We start from the raw sequence: 21,581 nt of genomic DNA, 5'->3' as shown, positions 1-21,581 counted from the left end.
AAAAGTAATAAATTATAACTAATCGAGGTAAGACAGTGCAAAAATATTATGCAGTAAGACGTGGAAAGACTCCGGGCATCTATCGAACATGGGCAGAATGCAAAAAACAAGTAGATGGATTTACGAATGCTCGCTACAAAAGTTTTACAACTGAAGAGGAAGCTAAAAAGTTTTTGAATGATAAGGATAGCTATACTCCGAAAAAAAAGACTAACAGTTCTAGTGATTTAAAGGACTTTGATGTGGTGATCTATACGGACGGAGGCTCGCGTAATCATGGTAATGTCAAAGGTGGGCATGTTAGAAGTAATGATCGAGCCGCTTGGGCATATCATATTAACTTTGGTGAACAGATTTATGAAGGCACTGACGGCGAGTTCGGTGCAACCAATAATCGCATGGAGATCATGGCTTTGATCGAGAGCATCAAACGATTGAACGAATTACAACTTAATAATAGGAAATTAATATTTATTTTAGACTCACAGTACGTCCTGAATGCCATTAATAAAGGCTGGCTGAACGGATGGAAACGTCGTGGATTCAAGAAGGCTGATGGGCAAGTTCCAGTTAATGTTGAATTGTGGCGTCAGTTGGATCAGCTGTTGCCAACTCTTTCGGACAAGACATTCGAATGGACCAAGGGACATGCGACTAACGTCGGAAATAACCGAGTTGACGAATTACTGAATCAAACTATGGATAGGATGTAAAAAAAAGATATCCGATTTCGGATATCTTTTTGATTAATTGAACAATCCTTGGAAAAACGATACGATGCTATCCCAGATTCTCTGGACTAAATTTCGATTTTCTTCGGTATTTAAATTATTAAAAATATTTTTGGCCTTGTTCATAATATCACTGCTCAATTTTGAAGCTTGTTCTTTGAAGTTTGAGTTGTTTAAGGCACCTGAGTCTCTGATTTCTACCATTAAATTAATGATTTTTTGTTTTTGATTATCAGTAATAATGTTTTGTAGATTATTCTTTTGTAGATTATTATTTACGATCGTTGTGATTTGATTAACGGTGATGTTATCGCCCTTTTGAGCAATATCTGACTTCATGCCGGCTACAGCGTTATTCAATTGTTTATCAGAGTAACCGTCAGTTCCCTTGTTGGCATCGGTAATGCCACTTAGGACGCCCATTTCGTTTTGGGCGGCATTGACTTGGCTTTGGTTCAATGAATCGCCAGTACTTGCATAAGCAGCATAGATACCTGCTAGAGCACCGGAACCGTCGATTGGTGTTGCAGAAGTTACGTAGATGTTGGCATCACTGATACCAGCAGTTACAGCCGCATTACGATACTGATCGGCAGTGATGGTAGTGATATTGTTCTTACCATTGTAATCAACGATATTAACGTTGATACCTGAACCAGATGAAGTCTTCTGGATCAAGGCTGAAGACCAGACACCAGAACTGCTAGTAAAGGAACTACCACTTGGGTTTAGATACTTAACTAGAGTATCACCAGTCACAGTAACAGTCGTGTAATTGCTACTGTTACCACTGATCTGTGAAGATAGAGCATCGATCGTACCTTGTTTTTGGCTATCAGTCAGCGATGTTCCCAATGTCATAACGGGTTGGTCACTCAAACTGTCGGCCTTAACACTCTGGGTAGTGAAGATTCCTAGAGTGATTAAAGATACTAAACTAAGTAAAACAATATTTAACTTTTTCACGAGTCAAATCCTCCTTGCCTACATTAAACCAAATAAATATGAAAAATTCGAGAATTTTAATAAAATCATAAAAATGTAAGCGCTAAAAATAGCCAAGCAATAATGATTGTGGTATCCTATAGGTTCTAGGAAATCGCTTGATTTACAAAAAAAGAAAGAATAGGTGAAACGAACAATGAAAATCGTTGTCCTCTCAGGTGGAAGAAGTACCGAAAGAAACGTTTCTTTATCTTCAGGTGTGAAGATTACAAACGCATTAAGAAGTAAGGGTTATGAAGTCGCATACATCGATTCATTCCTTGGTCTGGATGTAGAAGAAGATAAGATCGATGATCTCTTCACTACAGAGCCAGAAGGTGAAGCTAACTTGATCATCAGTGATGAAGTTTTGACAGATGAAAAGATCAATGCCTTACGTACCGACGGCACTCGCGGATTACTTGGAAAGAACGTATTGAAGGTTTGTCAACATGCCGATATCGTTTATATGGGTCTTCATGGTGAAGACGGTGAGAACGGTAAGATGCAAGCAGTCTTTGACGTATTTGATATTAGATATACAGGAAGTGGTTCATTAGCTTCAGGTATCGCCATGGATAAGAAATTCTCCAAAGAAGTTTTCGTTCAAAACCACATTCAAACAGCTGATTACACTACAACTACAACAAGTAAAATTTCAGCTAAAGATATACCATTTGGCTTCCCAATGGTAGTTAAACCATCTAACGGTGGCTCAAGTGTTGGTACTCATATTGTTCAAGATGAATCAGAACTTGAAGAAAACATTGCTGACGCATTGAGATTTGATAAGGAAGTCTTGATCGAAGAATACATCAAGGGTAGAGAGTTCTCAGTTGCACTAGTTGATGGTCACGCATTACCAGCCGTCGAGATCACAGTTGATACTGGTTGGTATGACTTCCAACACAAGTTTGTTGAGAATAGTGTTACACATTTTATTACACCTCCAGAATTAGATGATGAGACCCACGCACGTATGCAAGAAATGACAAAAGATACTTTCAATGCTTTAGGCATGAGTAACTATGGACGTGTTGACTTCTTATTACGTGACAGTGAATTATATGTCATGGAAGCTAATACTTTGCCAGGGATGACACCATTATCATTGATGCCACGTGAAGCTAAGGCAGCAGACATCTCATACGCTGACTTATGTGAGACTATCATTAAGAGCAAGATGCGTATTTACGACGAAAAAAAATAATGCTCGGCTCCTTATCTATTTTTGGATAAGGAGTTTTTTGTTTCCTTCGATATCCACTAATTTACTAAACACCGAAAGCCCCATCTACATAGTCAAATGGTATAATAAACCCCATAAGTAGGTGAGGTAATGTTTCTTAGATTAGGTATCATCGTACTAGTAGCTTATTTGATAATAAAAAATTCCGGTAACCGAGTTCGGATCGCGTGGATAATCGGTATCGGCCTAACGGTGTATATAGTTATCGGCATTATTCCAAGTGCTGGAGCGAGCTTAGGACATATGCACCCGTTCTTTTTATTACATCTTTTACGTCGATTATTTTAAAAAATTACGGTTAATTTGTTCAAAAATTATTATAATAGAGAGCTTAATGGAGGGTAAATGTTATGGTTAATTTAATATTTTTGTTAGCTGGGGTATTATTGATCATCTTGCTGGTATCAGGTTCAGTGGATGAAAAAATTTCGAAATTTCTCGTAGCTATTGCAGGAATCTTATTGATTTTTGGTATCGTTCCAGTGAATGGACTTATGAGTATGGAACTAGTTTGTGGATAATAAATAATAATAGAAGAATCACAAATGGCGATCGTCACAAATCATGTAGATTTGGGCGATCGCCATTTTTTATGTAATGAATTAAATATCTTTTGCAACAGCGTAAGCTGACCAAATGGCACCCATAATATTTGAAACATTATGAGAATCACCAACTAAATATGATTCCTTGTCAGTAGTTGCCAATAAATGCATGAATGGATTGTTTGGAGAATATCCCAATGCACAAACCACATCATCACCAGCAATAGCGCTCTTAGCACCGTCTTTTGTAGAGACGTTAACGGTAGTATCGTCAATGGACTCAACTTTTGTATTGAGTTTTACATCGATACCTTCATACGGTAATAGCTCTTTCATCATTTGGTAGTTCGCAAATGACTGGGCATGAGGTCCGCCACAAATATCGTCTGACATTTCCACGACAGTAACTTCTTTACCCTTGCGTTCTAGCCACAATGCAGTCTCGCAACCAACTAGTCCACCACCAATGACAGTGACCTTTTGTCCAACTTTGTTGTGATCAGTTAGTACGTCAGCAGCTGTGACTAGTTTGTCACTACCAAAATCAGGAACGATCGGAGTGGAACCAGTGGCGACAACGACAGTGTCATAATCATTACTATCAAAATCTTTCTTCGTTGCGGAAGTGTTCAATTTGATAGTCACGTTGTCCATCTTTGCCAGCTGGCGTGTATACCAAACGACTAATTCGTGATCATCTGACTTAAAACTAGGCTTTGATCCTGGTACTAATTCGCCACCTAACTCTGAATGTGATTCAAATAAGGTTACGTTGTGACCTCTGGTACCGCAGATCCAAGCAGTCTCTAGTCCAGCAGGTCCACCACCGATGACTAGGACGTTCTTGGTTTTCAGTGGAGCTGTGAGCTTGTACGCTGCTTCTCTACCAGTGGCTGGGTTGACTGTACATGAGAAGGGGAGACCTTTTTCAAGACGTGCCAAGCAACCATCCTGACAAGAGATACATGGACGGATGTCTTCCCATTCGTCGGCCTTGATCTTGTTTGGCAGATCAGGGTCAGCTAGTAGGGGACGACCAAACTCGATTAAGTCAACACCTTGGTCGAGTGCATTGTTGATGACTTCAGGGTCATCCATTCTGCCAGCAACTCCTACGGGAATATCGACAGCTGTTTTAACTTGGGCGCCGAAGGTATTGTAGATTCCCTTCTTGTCGAAGTACATTGGCGGATGATTCCAGAACCAAGCGTCATATGTTCCGGCATCGACGTTGAGCATGTCATATCCAGCAGCCTCAAGAATTTTTGCGGCTTCCAAGCCTTCCGAAATATCTCTACCTTTTTCTTCGAATTTTTCACCCGGCAGGGCGCCATCTCTGAGTTCTTTGATAAAGCTCTTCAATGAGAAACGAATTGATACAGGGAAATCCGCACCACATTGTGCTTTGATACCTTTGACGATATCGGTAACGATCTTCAATCTGTGTTCCAAGTCGCCACCAAATTCGTCATCTCTGTGATTGAAGAGACTCATGGCGAATTGATCGAACAAGTATCCTTCGTGGACGGCGTGGATCTCTACGCCGTCAAAACCACTAGCCTTACAAATAGCAGCACCTTTTACGAAGTCACTGATAGTTTTTTCGATCTCATCGTGTGTCATTGCACGGTGTTTTTGATTAGGGTCGAATCTATTAGTAGCCTCCGATGGGGCCCATTGTTTCTTGGAAGCACCAGGGAATGAAGAACGTCCTGATCCAGCACTGATCATACAGATGGCCTTAGTTCCGTAGGAATGAATTTGTTGCAACATTTCAGCTGAAGTATTCATGAAATAAAATGGATTATTGATTGGGCAAGGGATGCTACCCTTTGCAAAATCATCATAACTACAAACTACTAGTCCTACAGTTAGTAGTCCGATGCCACCTTTTGCTCGACGAATATACATATCTTGAGCAGTCTTGGAGAAGCCACCTTCGCTATCGGAATACCCGATCAATCCTAAAGGAGCCATGACGGTGCGGTTTTTGATAGTCAGTGAACCGATTTTTGTAGGTCCAAAAAGACGCGAAACATTTCTTTTTTCAACATTATCTGTAACTACAACCATAAAATTACCCTCCCGATGAATGATTTAATACAATCACATTGTGTATCAACTCACAAGTTATGTACAATTAGTATTGGTGACGATCAATATAACTGAATAGTTATATTCCGATCATTGATATAGAAGGAATAGTAATAATATATAATTATCAATTATTAATAAATAATTCACACTTAGAAGGTGATTTCATGTCTGATGACAAATTGATGCGTTTCTTAGATGCCATAGTCAGTAATGGTGGAATTTCAAAAGCAGCTAATAGTTTATTTGTGACTCAGCCATATATCAGTCAAACGATACATCAAGCTGAGAAAGAGTATGGCGTGGAGCTACTCGACCGCAGTGTTAAACCAGTTGGGCTGACCCGTGCAGGTCAATTATTACTGGATTATTTACATAAGGAGAAGAGTGCGTATTCCGATTTGAAGAGTGAAATGAACAGTTTGGCGAAGTACGCTCACGGTGAGATCGTGCTAGCGACTAATCAACCGCTAGGTCGATTTTTCTTCCCCAAGTTATTGCCGGGATTTCAAAAACAATATCCTGATGTAAAAACACGTCTGATCGAGTTACCAACGACTCAGGCTGAAAAGCTACTTCTCACAGGTGAAATAAACTTCTTTATCGGCATGCCGATTTATAACAAAAAATTGGATTATGAAAGAATTTCATCCGATCCAGTCTATGCGTTGATTCCCAAGAGTTCTGTATTATTTGATGATTCGAGAAATTATCCACCAGAATTCCCCTATGCAGTCGAAGCGCTGGATGGTGAAAGAGTCATCAGTATCAGACAGGATTCACACTATCAGGAAGTCCTGAATCACTTCTTCATCGATCATGGAGTCCATCTGCAGACGGTCATCGAAGTGGCCAACATGGATATCGCCGCTCAGTTGGCAAAACAACAAGTAGGCTGTGCCTTTGTTTCTTCATTAATAGTGGATGAGAATTTTGCCATTCCAACGGATACCTTGAACGTCTTTAAAATCCCTACTAGTATTTTGAAGACCGATTTTGGGATAACTTATAAGAAGGTTCAAGGAATGTCTGATCCGATCCAGTTGCTCATTGATTTGGCTCGTCAGAATATTCCGACTATTATAGCTTAAGGTTAAGCACAAAATACCCTCCAATTACCAGATCATCTCGGTAATTGGAGGGTATTTTGTTATTTTCCAACTTTAATAATAAATTTATTTCGATACGTTAAAGGAGTCATGCCGATGTTGTTAACAAAAAACTTTGAAAAATAAGATGGAGAGGCAAAACCACATTCATAACTGATATCGGTGACTGACAACGAACTCTTCCGTAACAGAGAACAGGATTTTTGAAGTTTTAAATTTTGAATATAGCGACTAGGAGTAGTCTTCTTATACTTTTGAAATAATTTGAACAAATATGATCTATCAATACTGTGAATCTTGGCTACTTTATCCACTGAGATGTTTTCGGAATAATGTCGCTTTATATAATTAGTCACCTGTATTAAGAGATGTTCTTTGGAATTCAACTCATCTGGGAGATTCTCACGAGATGCAATGTAGTCCAGCAAAGAAAAAGTGGAGCTTAGAGATTTAAAGAGGTTGTTTTGTTTAAAGTTATTATATGTTTCTTCAAATAATTTATTTACGTTGTTATCAAAGGCATCATGAATAACAAATTCTCTGGTGGTGAGGTTGCATTTCTTGAGTACTTCTTCAGCCTTGTCACCTGAGAGACCGATCCATCTGTACGTCCAAGGATTATCGTGCTTAGGATAATACTTGTTACCGCAATGGGCAGGAATCATAAATATATCTCCAGCACTAATGTGTTCATTGGGTGAATCGGTGAGAGAAAAATATCCTTCACCATCGATACAGTAATGGATGACCCAATAATTAATCGGAATGTACTCCACTGGTTTTGTAGGTCGGCATTTTTCAAATCCGGCTTCACAAATATTGAAATCAGAACTGAATGCTTCATTGTTGATGACTACATCTGCTTGTTCTATTTTTTTGGTCATAATAACCTCCAAGTTCAATTATATTGGTTTAGTTTATGGTTTGGCAACATAAGTACAATGATATGGAATCATCTTGTGTTTTTAATATGTTCGATAGCGGCTATATTTAGAGTATCAAATGATTAAGACGAAGGGATGATAAATTTGGAGGAGTCAAATAAAATAGAGCGCATAGGTTCAATTGCCCTAATGTTAATGACATTTTCAGCTGTTTTTGCGTTTCCTAGTATTGTTAATAACAGTATTCAAATTGGTTTAGCAACCATTCCTGGTTATATATTTGGATCAGTATTTTATTTTCTGCCATTTATTTTGATGGTTGCGGAATTTGCTTCAGCGAATTCAACTAAGGAGTCAGGGGTACACAGTTGGCTTGAAAGTGTCTTGGGTCCCAAATGGGCCTTCCTAGGTGCATGGTCATATTTCTTTGTAAACTTGTTCTTCTTTTGTTCACTCTTACCTAACACATTGATCTACGGGTCGTATGCACTCTTAGGTAAAAATGTATTCGGTGGTAAAAACGGAACAGTTATTATTGCAATTATTTCAATAGCACTATTTTGGTTAATGACATGGGTATGTATCAAAGGTGTATCGTGGATTGCGACAGTTACTAGTTTAGCTGGAAGCGCCCGTCTATTCATGGGAATAATTTTTGTTATTTTAGCTTTTGTAGTAGTTTTCGGATTTGGGAAAGCTCCAGCACAAGAATTCTCGATGAGCAGTATTTCGCCAAAATTTAATTGGACTTTCTTCATGACTATGGCCTGGATCTTGCAAGCCGTAGGTGGTGGTGAAAGTATCGGTGTCTATATCAAAGACGTTAAAGGTGGTAACAAGACTTTTGTTAAGACGATGGTCAGTGCAACTATCTTCGTAGGTATCATGTACATCTTAGGGGCAATTGCAGTTGGATTTATTGTACCTACGTCAGTTCTTAAAGGTAACTTCTCAAATGGTATCTTCGATATCTTCAAGATTTTAGGAACTCACTTTAATATCTCAGGTGGAGTTATGGTGCGCTTAGTCGGTGTGATTTTGTTCCTAGGTAGCTTAGGTTCACTAGCCCTTTGGACAGCGGCACCAGTAAAAGTATTCTTCTCAGAGATTCCTGAAGGAGTCTTCGGTAAGTGGTTAGTTCGTACTAATAACGAAGGTAATCCTACTAATGCCTTAATCGTTCAAGGAATCATAGTTACAATTTTACTTATCATACCAGCTCTTGGTATAGGTGATATGGATAGCTTCTTAGAGACTTTGATCAATATGACGGCTTCAACTTCATTATTGCCAGTATTATTTATTTTAATTGCTTATATTGGATTGAGACTCAAAAAAGACGACATGCCAAGAGATTTCAAGTTTGGTAACAGAACCTTTGGATTGACAGCAGGATTCTTCTTATTACTTGTATTTATCTTCATTTTCTTCATGTCAACAGTTCCAGATCCAGCGTTGATATCTCAAGAACTAAATGGAGATCTTCCTAAGGGAACGGCTAGTCCGATCGGTACGTTGATTTATAACTTATTAGGTTTAGTGATATTTATGGGATTCGCATGGATATTCTGGGCTAGATACGAAAAGAAAAATAAAAAAGAATTAGAAAATAATGATATTGAAGGGGTAGCTAAGTAATTATGAAAATATGGGAAAACTATCAAGTGGATGACATTAATAGAGAACCAGCACGAGCTCATTTCTTAACTTTTCCAACTAAAGAACGGGCACTGTTAAATGAGAATCAATATACACATGCTTTTGAAAATTTGAATGGCACATGGAAATTTATGTTTCTAGATGCTCCTGAATATAGTCCAAAAGAATTTTATGAAGAAGATTTTGATACTAGTAATATGGATGACATCACTGTTCCAGGATGCTGGCAAATGCAGGGTTATGGAAAAATGCATTATTCTGATCTGTGGTATAACTTCCCGATCAATCCTCCGTTTGTTCCCACAGAAAATCCTACCGGAATCTATAAGCGTACTTTCGAAGTGAATGATAGCTATGCAAATAAAAAAGTTATTTTACGATTTGGTGGCGTAGATTCAGCCTATCACGTGTGGGTAAATGGTCAAGAAGTTGGATATAGCAAGGGCGCTCGTAATGAAGCAGAATTTGACATCACTGATGTTGTTAGAATCGATGGCGACAATGACCTAACTGTTAGGGTTTATCAATGGTCAGACGGGACATATCTGGAAGATCAAGACATGTGGTGGTTGAGTGGCATTGACCGTGACGTGGAATTGATCGGTGTTCCTAAAAATGGAATTCAAGATTATACTGTGACCGCTGACTTGGATAATAATTATCTCAATGGACTGCTGAATATCAAAGCAGAGTTAAGACAAGATGACGGACAAGAAGTTACTGCTACATTGATCGATAGCGATGGGAAGATAGTTTATGAAGATACTAGTGTGGTTAAGGATGGCAAATTTGAAGTAGCTACAGAAATAAATAATGTTGCTCAGTGGACTGCTGAGATACCTAATCTTTATCGATTATTATTGACAGTTAAAAAAGCTGGTGAAGTAATAGAAGTGATTCCACAAAACGTTGGCTTTAGAAATATACACGTAGCAGGTGAAACTTTCTTAGTTAACGGAGTGGCAATCAAGATCAAAGGTGTAAATCGCCATGACTACAACCCTCGTAATGGTAGGGTCGTTGCTAAAGAAGAAATCGAAGCCGATATCAAGTTGATGAAGAAATATAATATCAATGCTATCAGAACCAGCCATTATCCTAATTCATATTATTTATATGACCTCTGTGACGAATATGGTATGTACTTGATTGCAGAAGCAGATGTAGAGTGTCACGGATTTGAGCTGACTAAGAAGTACGATTGGATCACAGATGATCCTAAGTGGGAAACTGCCTATGTAACTCGAATGACAAGAATGATTTCACGAGAAAAGAATCATCCAGCAATTCTCTTCTGGTCATTGGGAAATGAATCAGACTTTGGTCATAACTTTAGAAAAATGGCAGAAGTTACTAAACAAATGGACCCAACTAGGTTAGTTCACTATGAAGGTGACTTCGATGCTGAAGTAGTTGACGTTTACTCGACTATGTATACTTGGCTGGAAAATCCAAAGAGAAAATTATTGATGAAGGATATCATCGCAAACTCAAAGAAACCGCATATTTTATGTGAATATGGTCATGCGATGGGTAATGGTCCCGGTAATCTTAAAGAATATCAAGATCTGTTCTACGCACATGACAAATTACAAGGTGGATTCATTTGGGAGTGGTTCGATCATGGAATTGAATCATATACTGATGATGGTCAAAAGTATTACCGATATGGTGGTGACTTCGGGGATGATCCAAGCAATAATGACTTTTGCATCGACGGATTACTGATGCCAGATCGCACACCATCACCAGGCTTACACGAATACAAGAAAGTAATTGAACCAATCGAAACTTCAGAGATCGACATTGAGCAAGGAAAGATCGAACTACTAAGTCGCTATGATTTTGCCAATCTTAATATTTTCCGCCTAGTATATACTGTCATGGAAGATGACATAGTACTGGAAAGTGGCTCACTGGACTTGCCTTCGATACCTGCAAGAACCAAAAAAGAAGTAACTATTCCCTATAAGTCGGATATTACTCCTAAACCGGGCTCAGAATACTTGCTAAATATTTCATATCAACTAAAGGCGGATACAGATTATGCTAGTTCTGGATATGAATTAGCAACTGCCCAGTGCGCACTTCCAATTCATACATCAGGAATTAGCGTAATTCCACATGGTAACCTTGATATTTGTGAAGGGGCAGCTTGTTTGACTGCCAGTGGAAATAATTTCTCAGTGAAGTTTGATACCGTTCGTGGGACGATCGTTAGTTTGATTCGTAATGGAATCGAATTGATGGATAGAGGTCCTAAGTTCACATTTTGGAGAGCTCCGATCAGTAATGATATGGAAATCATCGATGAAATGAAGAAAGTTCAATTCTTGCATTTGGAACATGATGTTGTTAAGTCATTTGAGTATGAGATGGAAGAAGGACATTTGAACGTTGTTGTTAAGACGTTACATGGAACGACTAATAGTTCATGGAACTTTGAGTGTGATTACTATTACACAATTTATGCAACCGGAGACATCTTGGTAGATGTCAAAGGAACTCCAGGTGGTAAATTAGATATGGCACCTGATATGTTGCCACGTCTAGGTCTAGCTTTGAAACTAAATAAATCACTAGAAAAAGTTAGATACTTCGGCCGAGGTCCTGGTGAAAATTATTCAGATTCTAAAGAAGCAGGGCTATTAGGCCTATACGACAATACTGTTGATGGGATGTTCACAAATTATGTAGTGCCACAAGCTAATGGTAATCGTATGGATACTAAGTGGGTCTCTCTGACTGATGATCGTGGACAAGGACTGGTATTCTCCACAACTGATTCATTTAACTTCAGTACATCATATTATGATGAAAAGACGCTAGATGATGCAAAACACACTTGTGATTTGAAGAAATCCGATAATGTATTTCTGAATATTGACTACAAACAAAATGCACTTGGTACATATGCTTGTGGTGAATGGCAACTTGAAAAGTACAGAGCAAAAGTTGAACCTTTCGAAATACAATTTAGAATTACACCATTTAATAATAAGGAAATCAGCGATAAAGCAATCGCACATGAAGATTTCAAATCTGATAACGGGTGAAATTTGATTAGTAAGTACTCTCCCTAGAGTCATCAAATCAACCTGATGTTAGATTAGCGCTTAAGATTAATTTCTTAAGTGCTATTTTTTTGTCATGGATACAAAAAAGCCTTGCCCGTTTTCGAGCAAGGTTATTTATTGTCAGGTGTTAATCCTTTGACTAAAAATTCTACCAGATGATCTATCTCTTCTTCCTCATCCCAATTAGGGGACATAAATATGAAGTAATGTTGAGCTAGATAACCAAATATAGTAGAAAAGATCAATCTAAATATCTCAGTATTGCTCCAATCGACTAATAAGTTTTTATCTTTAAGTCTGTCCAGCGAATCGTTGATATTTTTCATGTAGCTATATGGTATTTCAGCGATGACGCTCTTTCTGATCTCATTATCGTAAATGAATTCATCAACGAAGATTCTGATGACGTCAATATTATCCTTGAAGAATTCCATTCGGTTGCGCAGGATAATGTTGATGAAATCATACAGAGTAGGGTAGCCAGAATTTAACGTGTCCTCAGAAAATTCGGTCAGAATCTCAGGAAGGATGACTCTGGAGATGGGTTTGAGAATTGATAGCAACAATTCTTCTTTATTCTTAAAGCGCTTGAATAGACTGCCCTCTGACACGCCAGCCTCTAGGGCGATCTCTTTGGTACTAGTATCTTTGTAACCTTTTTTAGCAAACAAAGATATCGCTGCTTGAAAAATTTTCAACTGTTTTTTTGTTAACCCTGATGTTTCAGGGGATTCTTTATAAATCTCGATTAGATTTTTCATGTGCTTTCCTCAATAATTATTGTTGATTTAATTGTAATTCAATTACAGCGAAAAAGCTGGGACAAAAACAATTTTGTCCCAGCTCTATCAGGGGTGAATCAAAAATATTAAGATTAGGCGTGTTTTACGCTATTACCATTGCGGTAACCTAAGTACAACTGTGTTGCCGCAAGGACGATATTAACGTAGTTTAGGATATTGAACCAAGTGTCGATACCAGCGACTTGGGTAGCACCGAAGTATGTCCAAAATCCGGCGATAACAGCCACTACGTTGACCCAACCGAGAGTCTTTTGAAGTTGTTTGTCATCCCTCTTTACATACATCCAAATAACGTTAATGATAAACCAAATTGCTAAAATCCAAAACATTGCTGTAAACATAATATCAGCTCCTCTAAAATTCTTTGCTTCAATTAGAAAGTGAGCACTCACTTTCTTGATTACAAGTCCATTATAGTTCCAATAAATTTAAAGTCAATAGTTTAAATTTAAAATTTTTCCAATAAAAAAAGAGCGTCAGTATTAACGCTCCACAAGGGTCTATAAGTCGTTTTCATCTTCGATGATGTGATCTTTTGTCTGACTAAAAATAGTGATGATGTGTTGATCACTCAATCTATAATGAATATTTCGGCCGTGTCGTACGCTGGAAACCAAGTTTAACTGGCGTAGCATGCTCAATTGGTGGGAAATTGATGATTGGCTCATGTCCAACGTATCGGCGATTTCACCCACGCTCAATGGAGTTTTGGATAACGCTAGAATAATTTTTACACGAGTCATATCACCAAACGCTTTAAAAATATTGACCATTGTCTCTAGTTCTTCGTTAGCGGGGATACTTTCCTTCAAGTGATTGAGGGCCTCTTTATGTTCCAGATCTGAAAAATCTTTTTCTACCATATTATTTCACCTTTTTCTTAAAAATCATTGAATTTCCCTGTCGGATATATTATATTATAGATGATATATGAATGAATGCTCATATATTCATGTAAACACTTACAAAACTGTAGGGAGGATGTTCTAAATGAAATCATATAATGTCCAATCCGAATATCAAGCTAAGAGTAAGCAAACGAAATCAAAGAGAAAACTAGACCAAGAATCTATTGTTAGAATATGGAAACTAGTGATTTCGGCCATATTTATGGTTACTGGATTTATCGGATTTTTCGACAAACCAATCAATATAGGACTTTATTTTATCGGTTACTTTGTGATCGGTGGAAGTATCGTGCTAAAGGCAGTAAAAAATATTTTTCACGGTGAAATTTTTGATGAAAATTTCTTGATGACGATCGCTACCGTGGGTGCCCTTATTTTAGGTGAGTATCCCGAAGCTGTTGCTGTCATGTTCTTCTATGAAGTAGGTAATCTATTCGAAGACATCGCTACTAATAACTCTAAACGATCGATCTCGGCGTTACTAGAGGTCAAGCCAGTCTTTGCGACTATAAAATTGGCAAGTAGCACTAAGCAAGTTGAACCGAACAAAGTACAGGTCGGTCAAATAATCGTCGTTAAGCCCGGAGAAAAAATCCCTCTAGACGGGATGGTCGTTTCTGGTCAATCAATGGTCGATACGTCTGCCTTAACAGGTGAGTCAATGCCACGTAGTATCAAAGAAAACGACATGGCAATGAGTGGTTCGATCAACCAAAATGGAACCTTAGAAATAAAAGTTACGAAAATTTATAATGACTCGACTGTTGCTAAAATTTTGGATATGGTTCAAAATGCCAGCAATAAAAAAGCTCCAGCAGAAAAATTTATTACTCGTTTCGCAAAAGTATATACACCGATCGTTGTAGCCATGGCAGTTGCTCTGGCGATCATTCCACCGTTATTCACAGGTAACTGGGGTGAGTGGATCTCACGTGCCTTGGTATTTCTAGTTATCTCGTGTCCATGTGCCTTAGTGATCTCAGTGCCACTTAGCTTCTTCGGTGGTATCGGTGCTGCTTCTAAGCAGGGTGTTTTAGTTAAAGGTAGTAGCTATTTAGAAGCACTGAATAGTGTTGATACAGTGGCTTTTGACAAGACTGGTACTTTGACTAAAGGTCGTTTTGAAGTAGTTAAGATCGACCCTGCTAGCGGAATCGAGAGACAAGAACTACTCGGTATCGCAGCCGCTACTGAACAAAATTCAACGCACCCGATCGCTCAATCGATCATCAAAGCTTACAATGGTGACCTCAGCAAGTTTGAAGTTACTAATGCTAAGGAACAAGCCGGACACGGTTTGAGCGCAGTTGTTAATGGCAAAGAAGTTATCGTGGGTAACTCCAAAGCTATGGCAGGTATCAACTTCGTCAGAGACCAAGGCATCGGTACGATTGTATATGTCAGTGCAGATGGTAAGTTCATGGGTAGTATCGTTATTGCGGACGAACCCAAGGCCGACGCCGCCGATGCGATCGAATTACTACATCAACGCGGTATCAAGAGTGCCATGTTGACAGGTGATAATATCGTAGTTGGTCAATCGATTGCTGAAAAACTCAAGCTTGATCAAGTTTATACTGACTTGTTACCTGAGGATAAGGTTAATATCGTTGAAAAACTATTGAATACTTCCAAGAAGTATCGTAAAAAGGTCGCTTTCGTCGGTGATGGTATCAATGATACTCCAGTCTTGACTACTGCTGACGTTGGTTTCGCAATGGGTGGTCTCGGTAGTGACGCCGCAGTCGAAGCTGCCGATATCGTCATTATGGGTGACGAGCCTTCGAAAGTTTCGAAGACGATCAAGATTGCTCAAGTGACTAGAAAAATAGTTATGGAAAATATTAGCTTCGCTATCGGTATCAAAGTATTATTCTTGATCTTAGGAGCATTCGGATTTGTCGGTATGTGGCAAGCCGTCTTCGCTGATGTCGGTGTTACCGTTATAGCGGTACTAAATGCGGTTAGATTACAATTTTTGAAATAAGATTATCTTGATGAAGAGTGGATTGGAACAATGGTTCCAGCCGCTCTTCTTTTTATTTTCTCTTTTACTATCGCTCTATTTTTTGATTTGATATAAAATTATAATTGAATATATATTAAAATAATTAATCTAATATGATTATTGGAGAAAATAACATGATAACAGGAAGTTTATATCAAAATATTGCCAGTGACATCAAGAAGAATATCTTGTCTGGTAAATATGAGGTTGGGACCTTGATCCCAACTGAGAATGAATTGGAAAAAATGTACAAGGTCAGTAAAATCACTATCCGTAAGGCGGTAGAATTACTGGTAGGGGAAGGCTATTTAGTTAAAAAGAGCGGTATCGGGACAACGGTCATCAGCAACAATCTCTTTAATAAATTGTCTAAAGCACGTTCTTTTTCATCAATCTTGGACGAACACGGAGAATTAACGAAAGAGATCCTCGAAATCAAACTAATCCCCTCACAAGGTACGCCGTTCGAAGATATCGGTCGCCGTCAGGTATTATACATTAAACGACTTTATTCGTTGGATCATAAGCCATTCATCATCTTTGAACATTACTTGCCTAATGTAGCGATTCAAGAGGAATTGAAGGACTTGCGACACAAGTCACTCTATAAGATCTTGCAAGAGAGTGGTCAAGAGATTTCTGGATTTAAAGATGAATTTAAAGCGGTCAATCTGGATGAAGAAAATCAAATACTATTGAATAAAGAAGATTCAATCGCTTTGAAGCGGATCAGGCGTGGATTCGACCGTTTCAACAACTTAGTCGAATACTCATTAGCCATGTACGATACTAATAAATTTCCTTATGAGATCGAATACGAAGTTTAGACTTCGTTATAAGCGTTTACATCATAATATTATAATGTTATAATCTTTTCGAAATTAATATTGGAGGCTATTGCAATGGCTGATTTGTATATTAAGAATGGATTAAATGAACATTCTGAACCAATTGAGATTTTGATTACGAATGGGAAGATCGAACGTGTGGGCAATCAATTGACTGAGGTGGTAGCGTCAAAGACGATCGACTTGGAGAAGAAGTCATTCGTCACACCCGGCTGGATCGACGATCACACACATTGCTATGAGAAAGCAACGACTTATTATGATGATCCCGACGAGGATGGATATAAAACTGGCGTTACAACGTTAATAGACGCTGGTTCCACTGGTGCCGATGAAATCGGGGATTTCTACCACATCACCCGTGACAAGACGACAAATGTCTATGCTCTGATAAATATTGCTAAGGGAGGGATAAATGACCAAGCTGGATTGAAGGACATGAGTCAGATCAGTCTTGAGGCAGTCCAAGCATCCGTCAACAAATATCCAGATTTCATTGTCGGTATCAAGGCACGTATCAGTAAGTCAGTTGTGGATGACAATGGGATCAATCCGCTGATCGAAGCCAAGTATATTCAGATGAAGCTGAATAAGGAACTACCACTGATGGTTCACATTGGCTCTAATCCTCCCAAATTATCAGAAATAATGTCCGTCATGGAACGTGGAGATATTTTAACTCATTGCTTTAATGGTAAGGACAATGGCATCTTAGATGAGAACAACAATATTCCTGTCTATATCCAAGATGGCTACGAAAGTGGCATTGTTTTTGACATTGGACATGGATCTCACAGCTTTGACTTCCATACTGCCGAGGTCGCGAAAGAATACAAGCTGATTCCAGAATTACTGAGCACGGACATCTATCACTCTAATCGTGAGGATGGTCCTGTTTATGATATGTCCACCTGTATTGAAAAACTCTTAGTTATCGGCTATAAATTATCAGAAGTAATCCCAATGATCACTGTACGCCCAGCAAGAATCTTTCATCTCTATAATAAGGGAAAGATTACTGCGGGATATGATGCCGATATAACCATCTTTGATATAAAAAAAGGTCGCAAAGATCTGGTCGACGCTAACGGCAATCTCAAAACGACTGATACGTTGATCCTACCTAAATATACCATCGTCCATGGAAATATCTATCCTGTCGGTGGGATCTGTTAAGCTCACACACCTAGGGTCATTCTAGCCATCTTTGACATTTTTTCTTTAGTCCAAACCGGTGACCAGACTAATTTTAAGGCGCATTCGTCTATGAATGAGAGTTTTTCGACTGACTTGATCACGTTTTGAGTGATGGATTCGCCATAATGACAACTTCTAGTCGGCATCGTCATTGTGATGCTACAGGTAGTGTCCTTCAAGGATATGTCGTAGATTAGACCTAGATTGACAATGTCTATTTTCATATCGGGATCGATGACTTCTGATAATTGCTTTTTTATAGTAATTATTTTTTCGTCCATTATTATTGCTCCTTATTAACAATATCTATTAATCAATATACTTCTAATATACTTCAAAACTATTTTTTTGTTATTACTTTTGTTTTGATTTAGGTTAGTATATAGAAGTGTTAATTGAGAACGGTATGTTCGTTTAAGAAATAATAAGGTGTTATTAAATAATGAAAAGATTTAACAAGTTATATATATTGCAGTTCGTGTTCATAATACTATCCGCACTCCTGATGGGATACATATTGAGTTATTCGCAGATAGGTTCATTTCAATATGCGTTTTCGACTATAACCCAGACGTATCCAGGCATGTATATGGTGACGGCAGTTATTTTATTGCTGATATACTTGGGACTTTACGGGCTAATCAATCGCTTTTTCTATTCGACGGCATTGTTCTACGTCTTTTTCCTGATCTATGCCATCGCCAATCGACTCAAAGTTATTTATCGTACAGAACCGATCCTACCCAGTGACTTGATGTTCTTGAGCAACATAAAAGAGTTATTGACTATGATCAGTCTGAAATTAGTTGCGGAGATCATGCTGGGACTTATTATCATCATCGGTATTTGTGTCTTCTTAGAGAGAAGATTTGGTAAGTCATTCTTACGGATGAAGTGGCCTATACGTATCGTCTTTGTAGCGTTGGCCGTCCTTGGTTTAGGTAGTTTTTATTCTGCTAATGACGAAGGATCTGTAACTAATAAGGTTCTAGCCAAGGCCGGACGTTCTGATTTTACAGCGAACTTGATTTGGGAGACCAACAGTAATGGACCGTTGATAACTTTCCTAACTAACGTACGTGTCAACGTTATGGACGAACCTGAAGGGTATAGTGCTCAAAAAATCAAGTCGATCGTTAAAAAATACAAAAATGTCGCAACAAATATCAATAAAGAACGCCCAAATAGTAACGTCAATAAACAAACTCTGATCTTTATTCTGAGTGAAAGTTTCTCTGATCCTAGTCGAGTCCCTAATATTAAGGTCAACTCAGATGCAATGCCTGATATTAGACAGATCAAGAAAGAAAATACTTCAGGTCTGATGTTGAGCTCTGGCTATGGTGGTGGGACTGCCAATATGGAATACATGACCTTCACTGGTCTAGCTTATAATCAGTTCTCAAAGGCGTTGCAATCACCATACGTGCAACTAGTCCAAAAACAAGAGAACCCTGAGAATATCACTGATCAATTCAATACTAAAGCGGCGATTCATCCGTATATCGCCAACTTCTACAGTCGTGCTAGTGTGTATAAGAAGTTTGGTTTTCAGACTTTTAGAAATATCAATTCTACTGGCGATCTCGCCTTGCAGTACACCAATCCTGCTGACGGCGGACAGTATGTCGGTGATGAGGCGTCATATGATGATGTCTTGTGGCAAGTTAATAACGTTAAAGATGGTCAATTCATCAGTCTTGTAACGATGCAAAATCACATGCCTTACACTAACAAATATCAGGACAATAAGTTTACAGTCAGCGGCAGTGGTGCTGGTAAAAATACTAAGCAAGTGGCAAACTTCGCCAAAGGTATCAGCCTAACCGACCAGTCGACTAAGGCGTTCCTTGAAAAGTTAGATAAGATAAATAAACCGATAACGGTAGTCTGGTACGGTGATCACCTACCAGGTATTTATGATGGCAACAATATGTCGAAGTACAATATCGCCCAACATGAGACTGATTATTTTATTTATAGTAATAAATACGCTATCGAACATGATGAAGCTACTAAAAAAATTGGTAAGAGCACTAATATCACGGATCCCAATGGCTTCATCGCTTTGGCGTATAAACAAATGGGACAAAAAGTAACGCCGTTTTATGCTTTGCTAACGGAGATCCAAGAGGATGCCCCAGCAATGGCCAAGAGTACGGTCGGCAATTCAGAGAGCCTGTATGTCAATAAGAAGACAGGTGAAAAGATTGCGTATAAGAATCTAACTGATAAACAAAGAGAATTACTGGACGATTATAAATTGATTCAATATGATCTGACGGCTGGTAAAGGTTATAGTACAAAATTAGGTTTTACTAAATAAAAAGTTAAATTAACCCTTCTATAAAAACGTTTTCATAGAAATCCTTTCAAAATGGTAGCTAAAGAGTAGTAGACTAGTATTGTTACGTTACTATTTTTTGGGGGGATGAATTAAACGTTTTGAAGTTAAAGAGTCTGCTATACATAATAATACCGATGTTTTTATTTAGCTCTATGGAAATAGCCTTAAAGATCGCTGGTAGTCAATTCCATCCAGTTGAATTGAACTTTATTAGATTTCTGATTGGTGGATTGGCACTATTGCCATTCGCCATCAGGCATCTCAATAAAAATGGAGTTAAGATGTCCGCATATGATTGGGGACGCTGTGCCTTGACGGGGTTTGTGATCGTAGTTGTCAGCATGACGCTGTATCAGATGTCGATTCAAGTCACTGCCGCTTCAGTCATTGCCATTATTTTGAGTGCCAATCCAATCTTTGGTTTGATCATTGGCTTTGTCTTTTTAAATGAAAAACTATCTCGAACAAATGTCTTCGCTTTAGTTTTGACCTTGATAGGACTGTTGATCATCATCGATCCATTCCACTTGAAGAATCCTATGGGAATCGTCTTGGGGCTCTTATCGTCGATCATTTTTGGTGTCTATGGCGTTATGTCGCGGATCAACGGACACAAGATCGGCATCAATGGGCTATCTATGACTTGTTTTTCGTTTTTATTCGGTTCATTAGAATTGGGCGCTTTGATGCTTCTTAGCCACACACCATTAGCTACACTTTTGCCAGCTAATTATAGTGAATTCGTTAATATTCCCTTTTTCAAAGGACTAACGCTTCAGACGTTACCGTTGATCTTGTACATTTCAGTCCTAGTCACCGGCATCGCTTTTGGATTGTACTTTATCTCAATGGAAGAAGTTGGGATCGTTCAAGCCTCACTGATCTTCTTGATCAAACCAGCTTTGGCACCAGTATTGTCATTACTGATCCTAGGTGAAGCAATCAGTAGTCGTACGATAGCAGGTATCATGGTGATTCTTCTGGGATCAGTTATAACGCTGATCGGAGAGGATATCGCCTACCGAGTTATTGCACTGGTTCGGCATCAGTCTAGCCAGCATCATATAATAAAATAATTAAATCAATCAAATACCAATTGAAGTATTGGTATTTTTTTATAACTAAAAAACGTTTTCAC

The 21,581-nt window shown here is 38.5% G+C and carries 19 protein-coding genes; 12 read left to right on the top strand and 7 right to left on the bottom strand.

The features are described from left to right. Positions 1 to 35: 35 nt before the first annotated feature. A complete protein-coding gene (locus AC27FM_RS05330) occupies positions 36 to 713 on the top strand; it encodes a ribonuclease H family protein (protein WP_487086508.1) in 678 nt (225 codons plus the stop codon). 33 nt (positions 714 to 746) lie between these two features. Here AC27FM_RS05330 and AC27FM_RS05325 read toward each other — a convergent pair whose 3' ends face one another. Beyond that, positions 747 to 1,697, bottom strand: a complete 951-nt coding sequence (locus AC27FM_RS05325) for a DUF1002 domain-containing protein (RefSeq protein WP_487086506.1) — start codon at positions 1,695 to 1,697, stop codon at positions 747 to 749. Between the two features lie 175 nt (positions 1,698 to 1,872). Here AC27FM_RS05325 and AC27FM_RS05320 point away from each other — a divergent pair, with 175 nt between their 5' ends. The 3 genes from AC27FM_RS05320 to AC27FM_RS05310 all read left to right on the top strand — a co-directional run bounded on the left by AC27FM_RS05320 (position 1,873) and on the right by AC27FM_RS05310 (position 3,485). After that, positions 1,873 to 2,925 (top strand): D-alanine--D-alanine ligase family protein, encoded by a 1,053-nt coding sequence (locus AC27FM_RS05320; protein WP_487086504.1) that lies wholly within the window; start codon positions 1,873 to 1,875, stop codon positions 2,923 to 2,925. Positions 2,926 to 3,054: 129 nt separating this feature from the next. Further along, a complete protein-coding gene (locus AC27FM_RS05315; RefSeq protein WP_487086502.1) occupies positions 3,055 to 3,252 on the top strand; it encodes a hypothetical protein in 198 nt (65 codons plus the stop codon). A gap of 62 nt (positions 3,253 to 3,314) precedes the next feature. Continuing rightward, a complete protein-coding gene (locus AC27FM_RS05310; protein WP_487086500.1) occupies positions 3,315 to 3,485 on the top strand; it encodes a hypothetical protein in 171 nt (56 codons plus the stop codon). 81 nt (positions 3,486 to 3,566) lie between these two features. On the opposite strand, the gene AC27FM_RS05305 is transcribed toward AC27FM_RS05310, so the two are convergent. Beyond that, positions 3,567 to 5,582 carry an FAD-dependent oxidoreductase gene (locus AC27FM_RS05305; RefSeq protein ID WP_487086498.1) on the bottom strand — a complete coding sequence of 672 codons (2,016 nt, stop codon included), beginning with the start codon at positions 5,580 to 5,582 and terminating at the stop codon, positions 3,567 to 3,569. 188 nt (positions 5,583 to 5,770) lie between these two features. Between AC27FM_RS05305 and AC27FM_RS05300 the strand changes: the two genes are divergently transcribed. Next, the gene (locus tag AC27FM_RS05300; protein ID WP_487086496.1) at positions 5,771 to 6,694 is read left to right on the top strand and encodes a LysR family transcriptional regulator; all 924 of its coding nucleotides are present in this window, start codon (positions 5,771 to 5,773) and stop codon (positions 6,692 to 6,694) included. Positions 6,695 to 6,753: 59 nt separating this feature from the next. Here the strand turns inward: AC27FM_RS05300 and AC27FM_RS05295 are convergent, their stop codons facing one another. Then, positions 6,754 to 7,596, bottom strand: coding sequence for an AraC family transcriptional regulator (locus tag AC27FM_RS05295; RefSeq protein ID WP_487086494.1), 843 nt, complete (start codon positions 7,594 to 7,596; stop codon positions 6,754 to 6,756). A 189-nt stretch (positions 7,597 to 7,785) separates the two neighbouring features. Here AC27FM_RS05295 and AC27FM_RS05290 point away from each other — a divergent pair, with 189 nt between their 5' ends. Both AC27FM_RS05290 and ebgA read left to right on the top strand, forming a co-directional pair. Beyond that, entirely contained in the window at positions 7,786 to 9,234 is a 1,449-nt protein-coding gene (locus AC27FM_RS05290; protein WP_487086883.1) for an amino acid permease, read from the top strand. Between the two features lie 2 nt (positions 9,235 to 9,236). Further along, positions 9,237 to 12,311 carry a beta-galactosidase subunit alpha gene (gene ebgA, locus AC27FM_RS05285; RefSeq protein WP_487086492.1) on the top strand — a complete coding sequence of 1,025 codons (3,075 nt, stop codon included), beginning with the start codon at positions 9,237 to 9,239 and terminating at the stop codon, positions 12,309 to 12,311. Between the two features lie 131 nt (positions 12,312 to 12,442). On the opposite strand, the gene AC27FM_RS05280 is transcribed toward ebgA, so the two are convergent. From AC27FM_RS05280 to AC27FM_RS05270, 3 genes are all read right to left on the bottom strand, one after another. Next, positions 12,443 to 13,093 carry a TetR/AcrR family transcriptional regulator gene (locus AC27FM_RS05280; protein ID WP_487086490.1) on the bottom strand — a complete coding sequence of 217 codons (651 nt, stop codon included), beginning with the start codon at positions 13,091 to 13,093 and terminating at the stop codon, positions 12,443 to 12,445. A gap of 113 nt (positions 13,094 to 13,206) precedes the next feature. Further along, complete coding sequence (locus tag AC27FM_RS05275; protein ID WP_487086488.1) at positions 13,207 to 13,476, bottom strand: hypothetical protein; 270 nt, start codon at positions 13,474 to 13,476, stop codon at positions 13,207 to 13,209. A 159-nt stretch (positions 13,477 to 13,635) separates the two neighbouring features. After that, entirely contained in the window at positions 13,636 to 13,998 is a 363-nt protein-coding gene (locus AC27FM_RS05270) for an ArsR/SmtB family transcription factor (RefSeq protein ID WP_487086486.1), read from the bottom strand. Positions 13,999 to 14,125: 127 nt separating this feature from the next. On the opposite strand from AC27FM_RS05270, the gene AC27FM_RS05265 reads away from it, so the two are divergent. From AC27FM_RS05265 to AC27FM_RS05255, 3 genes are all read left to right on the top strand, one after another. After that, on the top strand, positions 14,126 to 16,030 hold the full coding sequence (locus AC27FM_RS05265) for a heavy metal translocating P-type ATPase (RefSeq protein ID WP_487086484.1): 1,905 nt from the start codon (positions 14,126 to 14,128) through the stop codon (positions 16,028 to 16,030). 155 nt (positions 16,031 to 16,185) lie between these two features. Next, positions 16,186 to 16,878: a GntR family transcriptional regulator gene (locus AC27FM_RS05260; protein WP_487086483.1), complete on the top strand. Its 693-nt coding sequence runs from the start codon at positions 16,186 to 16,188 to the stop codon at positions 16,876 to 16,878. Positions 16,879 to 16,953: 75 nt separating this feature from the next. Then, the gene (locus tag AC27FM_RS05255) at positions 16,954 to 18,075 is read left to right on the top strand and encodes an amidohydrolase/deacetylase family metallohydrolase (protein ID WP_487086481.1); all 1,122 of its coding nucleotides are present in this window, start codon (positions 16,954 to 16,956) and stop codon (positions 18,073 to 18,075) included. Between the two features lie 2 nt (positions 18,076 to 18,077). Here the strand turns inward: AC27FM_RS05255 and AC27FM_RS05250 are convergent, their stop codons facing one another. Next, on the bottom strand, positions 18,078 to 18,377 hold the full coding sequence (locus tag AC27FM_RS05250; RefSeq protein WP_487086480.1) for a metal-sulfur cluster assembly factor: 300 nt from the start codon (positions 18,375 to 18,377) through the stop codon (positions 18,078 to 18,080). Positions 18,378 to 18,538: 161 nt separating this feature from the next. On the opposite strand from AC27FM_RS05250, the gene AC27FM_RS05245 reads away from it, so the two are divergent. Both AC27FM_RS05245 and AC27FM_RS05240 read left to right on the top strand, forming a co-directional pair. After that, positions 18,539 to 20,422, top strand: a complete 1,884-nt coding sequence (locus AC27FM_RS05245; RefSeq protein ID WP_487086478.1) for an LTA synthase family protein — start codon at positions 18,539 to 18,541, stop codon at positions 20,420 to 20,422. Between the two features lie 119 nt (positions 20,423 to 20,541). Beyond that, positions 20,542 to 21,519 carry a DMT family transporter gene (locus AC27FM_RS05240; RefSeq protein ID WP_487086476.1) on the top strand — a complete coding sequence of 326 codons (978 nt, stop codon included), beginning with the start codon at positions 20,542 to 20,544 and terminating at the stop codon, positions 21,517 to 21,519. Positions 21,520 to 21,581 lie beyond the last annotated feature (62 nt).

The organism is Companilactobacillus sp. y65-5 (assembly GCF_057541095.1).
The sequence above is the reverse complement of the archived record's forward strand: the minus strand, read 5'-3'. Positions and strand labels throughout refer to the sequence as shown.

Excerpts from the sequence above, each read along its gene's own strand:
- AC27FM_RS05290 (WP_487086883.1), top strand. The coding sequence starts at position 7,786 with ATGTTAATGACATTTTCAGCTGTTTTTGCGTTTCCTAGTATTGTTAAT.
- AC27FM_RS05275 (WP_487086488.1), bottom strand. The coding sequence starts at position 13,476 with ATGTTTACAGCAATGTTTTGGATTTTAGCAATTTGGTTTATCATTAAC.
- AC27FM_RS05315 (WP_487086502.1), top strand. The coding sequence starts at position 3,055 with ATGTTTCTTAGATTAGGTATCATCGTACTAGTAGCTTATTTGATAATA.
- AC27FM_RS05245 (WP_487086478.1), top strand. The coding sequence starts at position 18,539 with ATGAAAAGATTTAACAAGTTATATATATTGCAGTTCGTGTTCATAATA.
- AC27FM_RS05320 (WP_487086504.1), top strand. The coding sequence starts at position 1,873 with ATGAAAATCGTTGTCCTCTCAGGTGGAAGAAGTACCGAAAGAAACGTT.
- AC27FM_RS05305 (WP_487086498.1), bottom strand. The coding sequence starts at position 5,582 with ATGGTTGTAGTTACAGATAATGTTGAAAAAAGAAATGTTTCGCGTCTT.
- AC27FM_RS05255 (WP_487086481.1), top strand. The coding sequence starts at position 16,954 with ATGGCTGATTTGTATATTAAGAATGGATTAAATGAACATTCTGAACCA.
- AC27FM_RS05300 (WP_487086496.1), top strand. The coding sequence starts at position 5,771 with ATGTCTGATGACAAATTGATGCGTTTCTTAGATGCCATAGTCAGTAAT.
- AC27FM_RS05280 (WP_487086490.1), bottom strand. The coding sequence starts at position 13,093 with ATGAAAAATCTAATCGAGATTTATAAAGAATCCCCTGAAACATCAGGG.
- AC27FM_RS05260 (WP_487086483.1), top strand. The coding sequence starts at position 16,186 with ATGATAACAGGAAGTTTATATCAAAATATTGCCAGTGACATCAAGAAG.
- AC27FM_RS05265 (WP_487086484.1), top strand. The coding sequence starts at position 14,126 with ATGAAATCATATAATGTCCAATCCGAATATCAAGCTAAGAGTAAGCAA.
- AC27FM_RS05295 (WP_487086494.1), bottom strand. The coding sequence starts at position 7,596 with ATGACCAAAAAAATAGAACAAGCAGATGTAGTCATCAACAATGAAGCA.
- AC27FM_RS05270 (WP_487086486.1), bottom strand. The coding sequence starts at position 13,998 with ATGGTAGAAAAAGATTTTTCAGATCTGGAACATAAAGAGGCCCTCAAT.
- AC27FM_RS05250 (WP_487086480.1), bottom strand. The coding sequence starts at position 18,377 with ATGGACGAAAAAATAATTACTATAAAAAAGCAATTATCAGAAGTCATC.
- AC27FM_RS05310 (WP_487086500.1), top strand. The coding sequence starts at position 3,315 with ATGGTTAATTTAATATTTTTGTTAGCTGGGGTATTATTGATCATCTTG.
- ebgA (WP_487086492.1), top strand. The coding sequence starts at position 9,237 with ATGAAAATATGGGAAAACTATCAAGTGGATGACATTAATAGAGAACCA.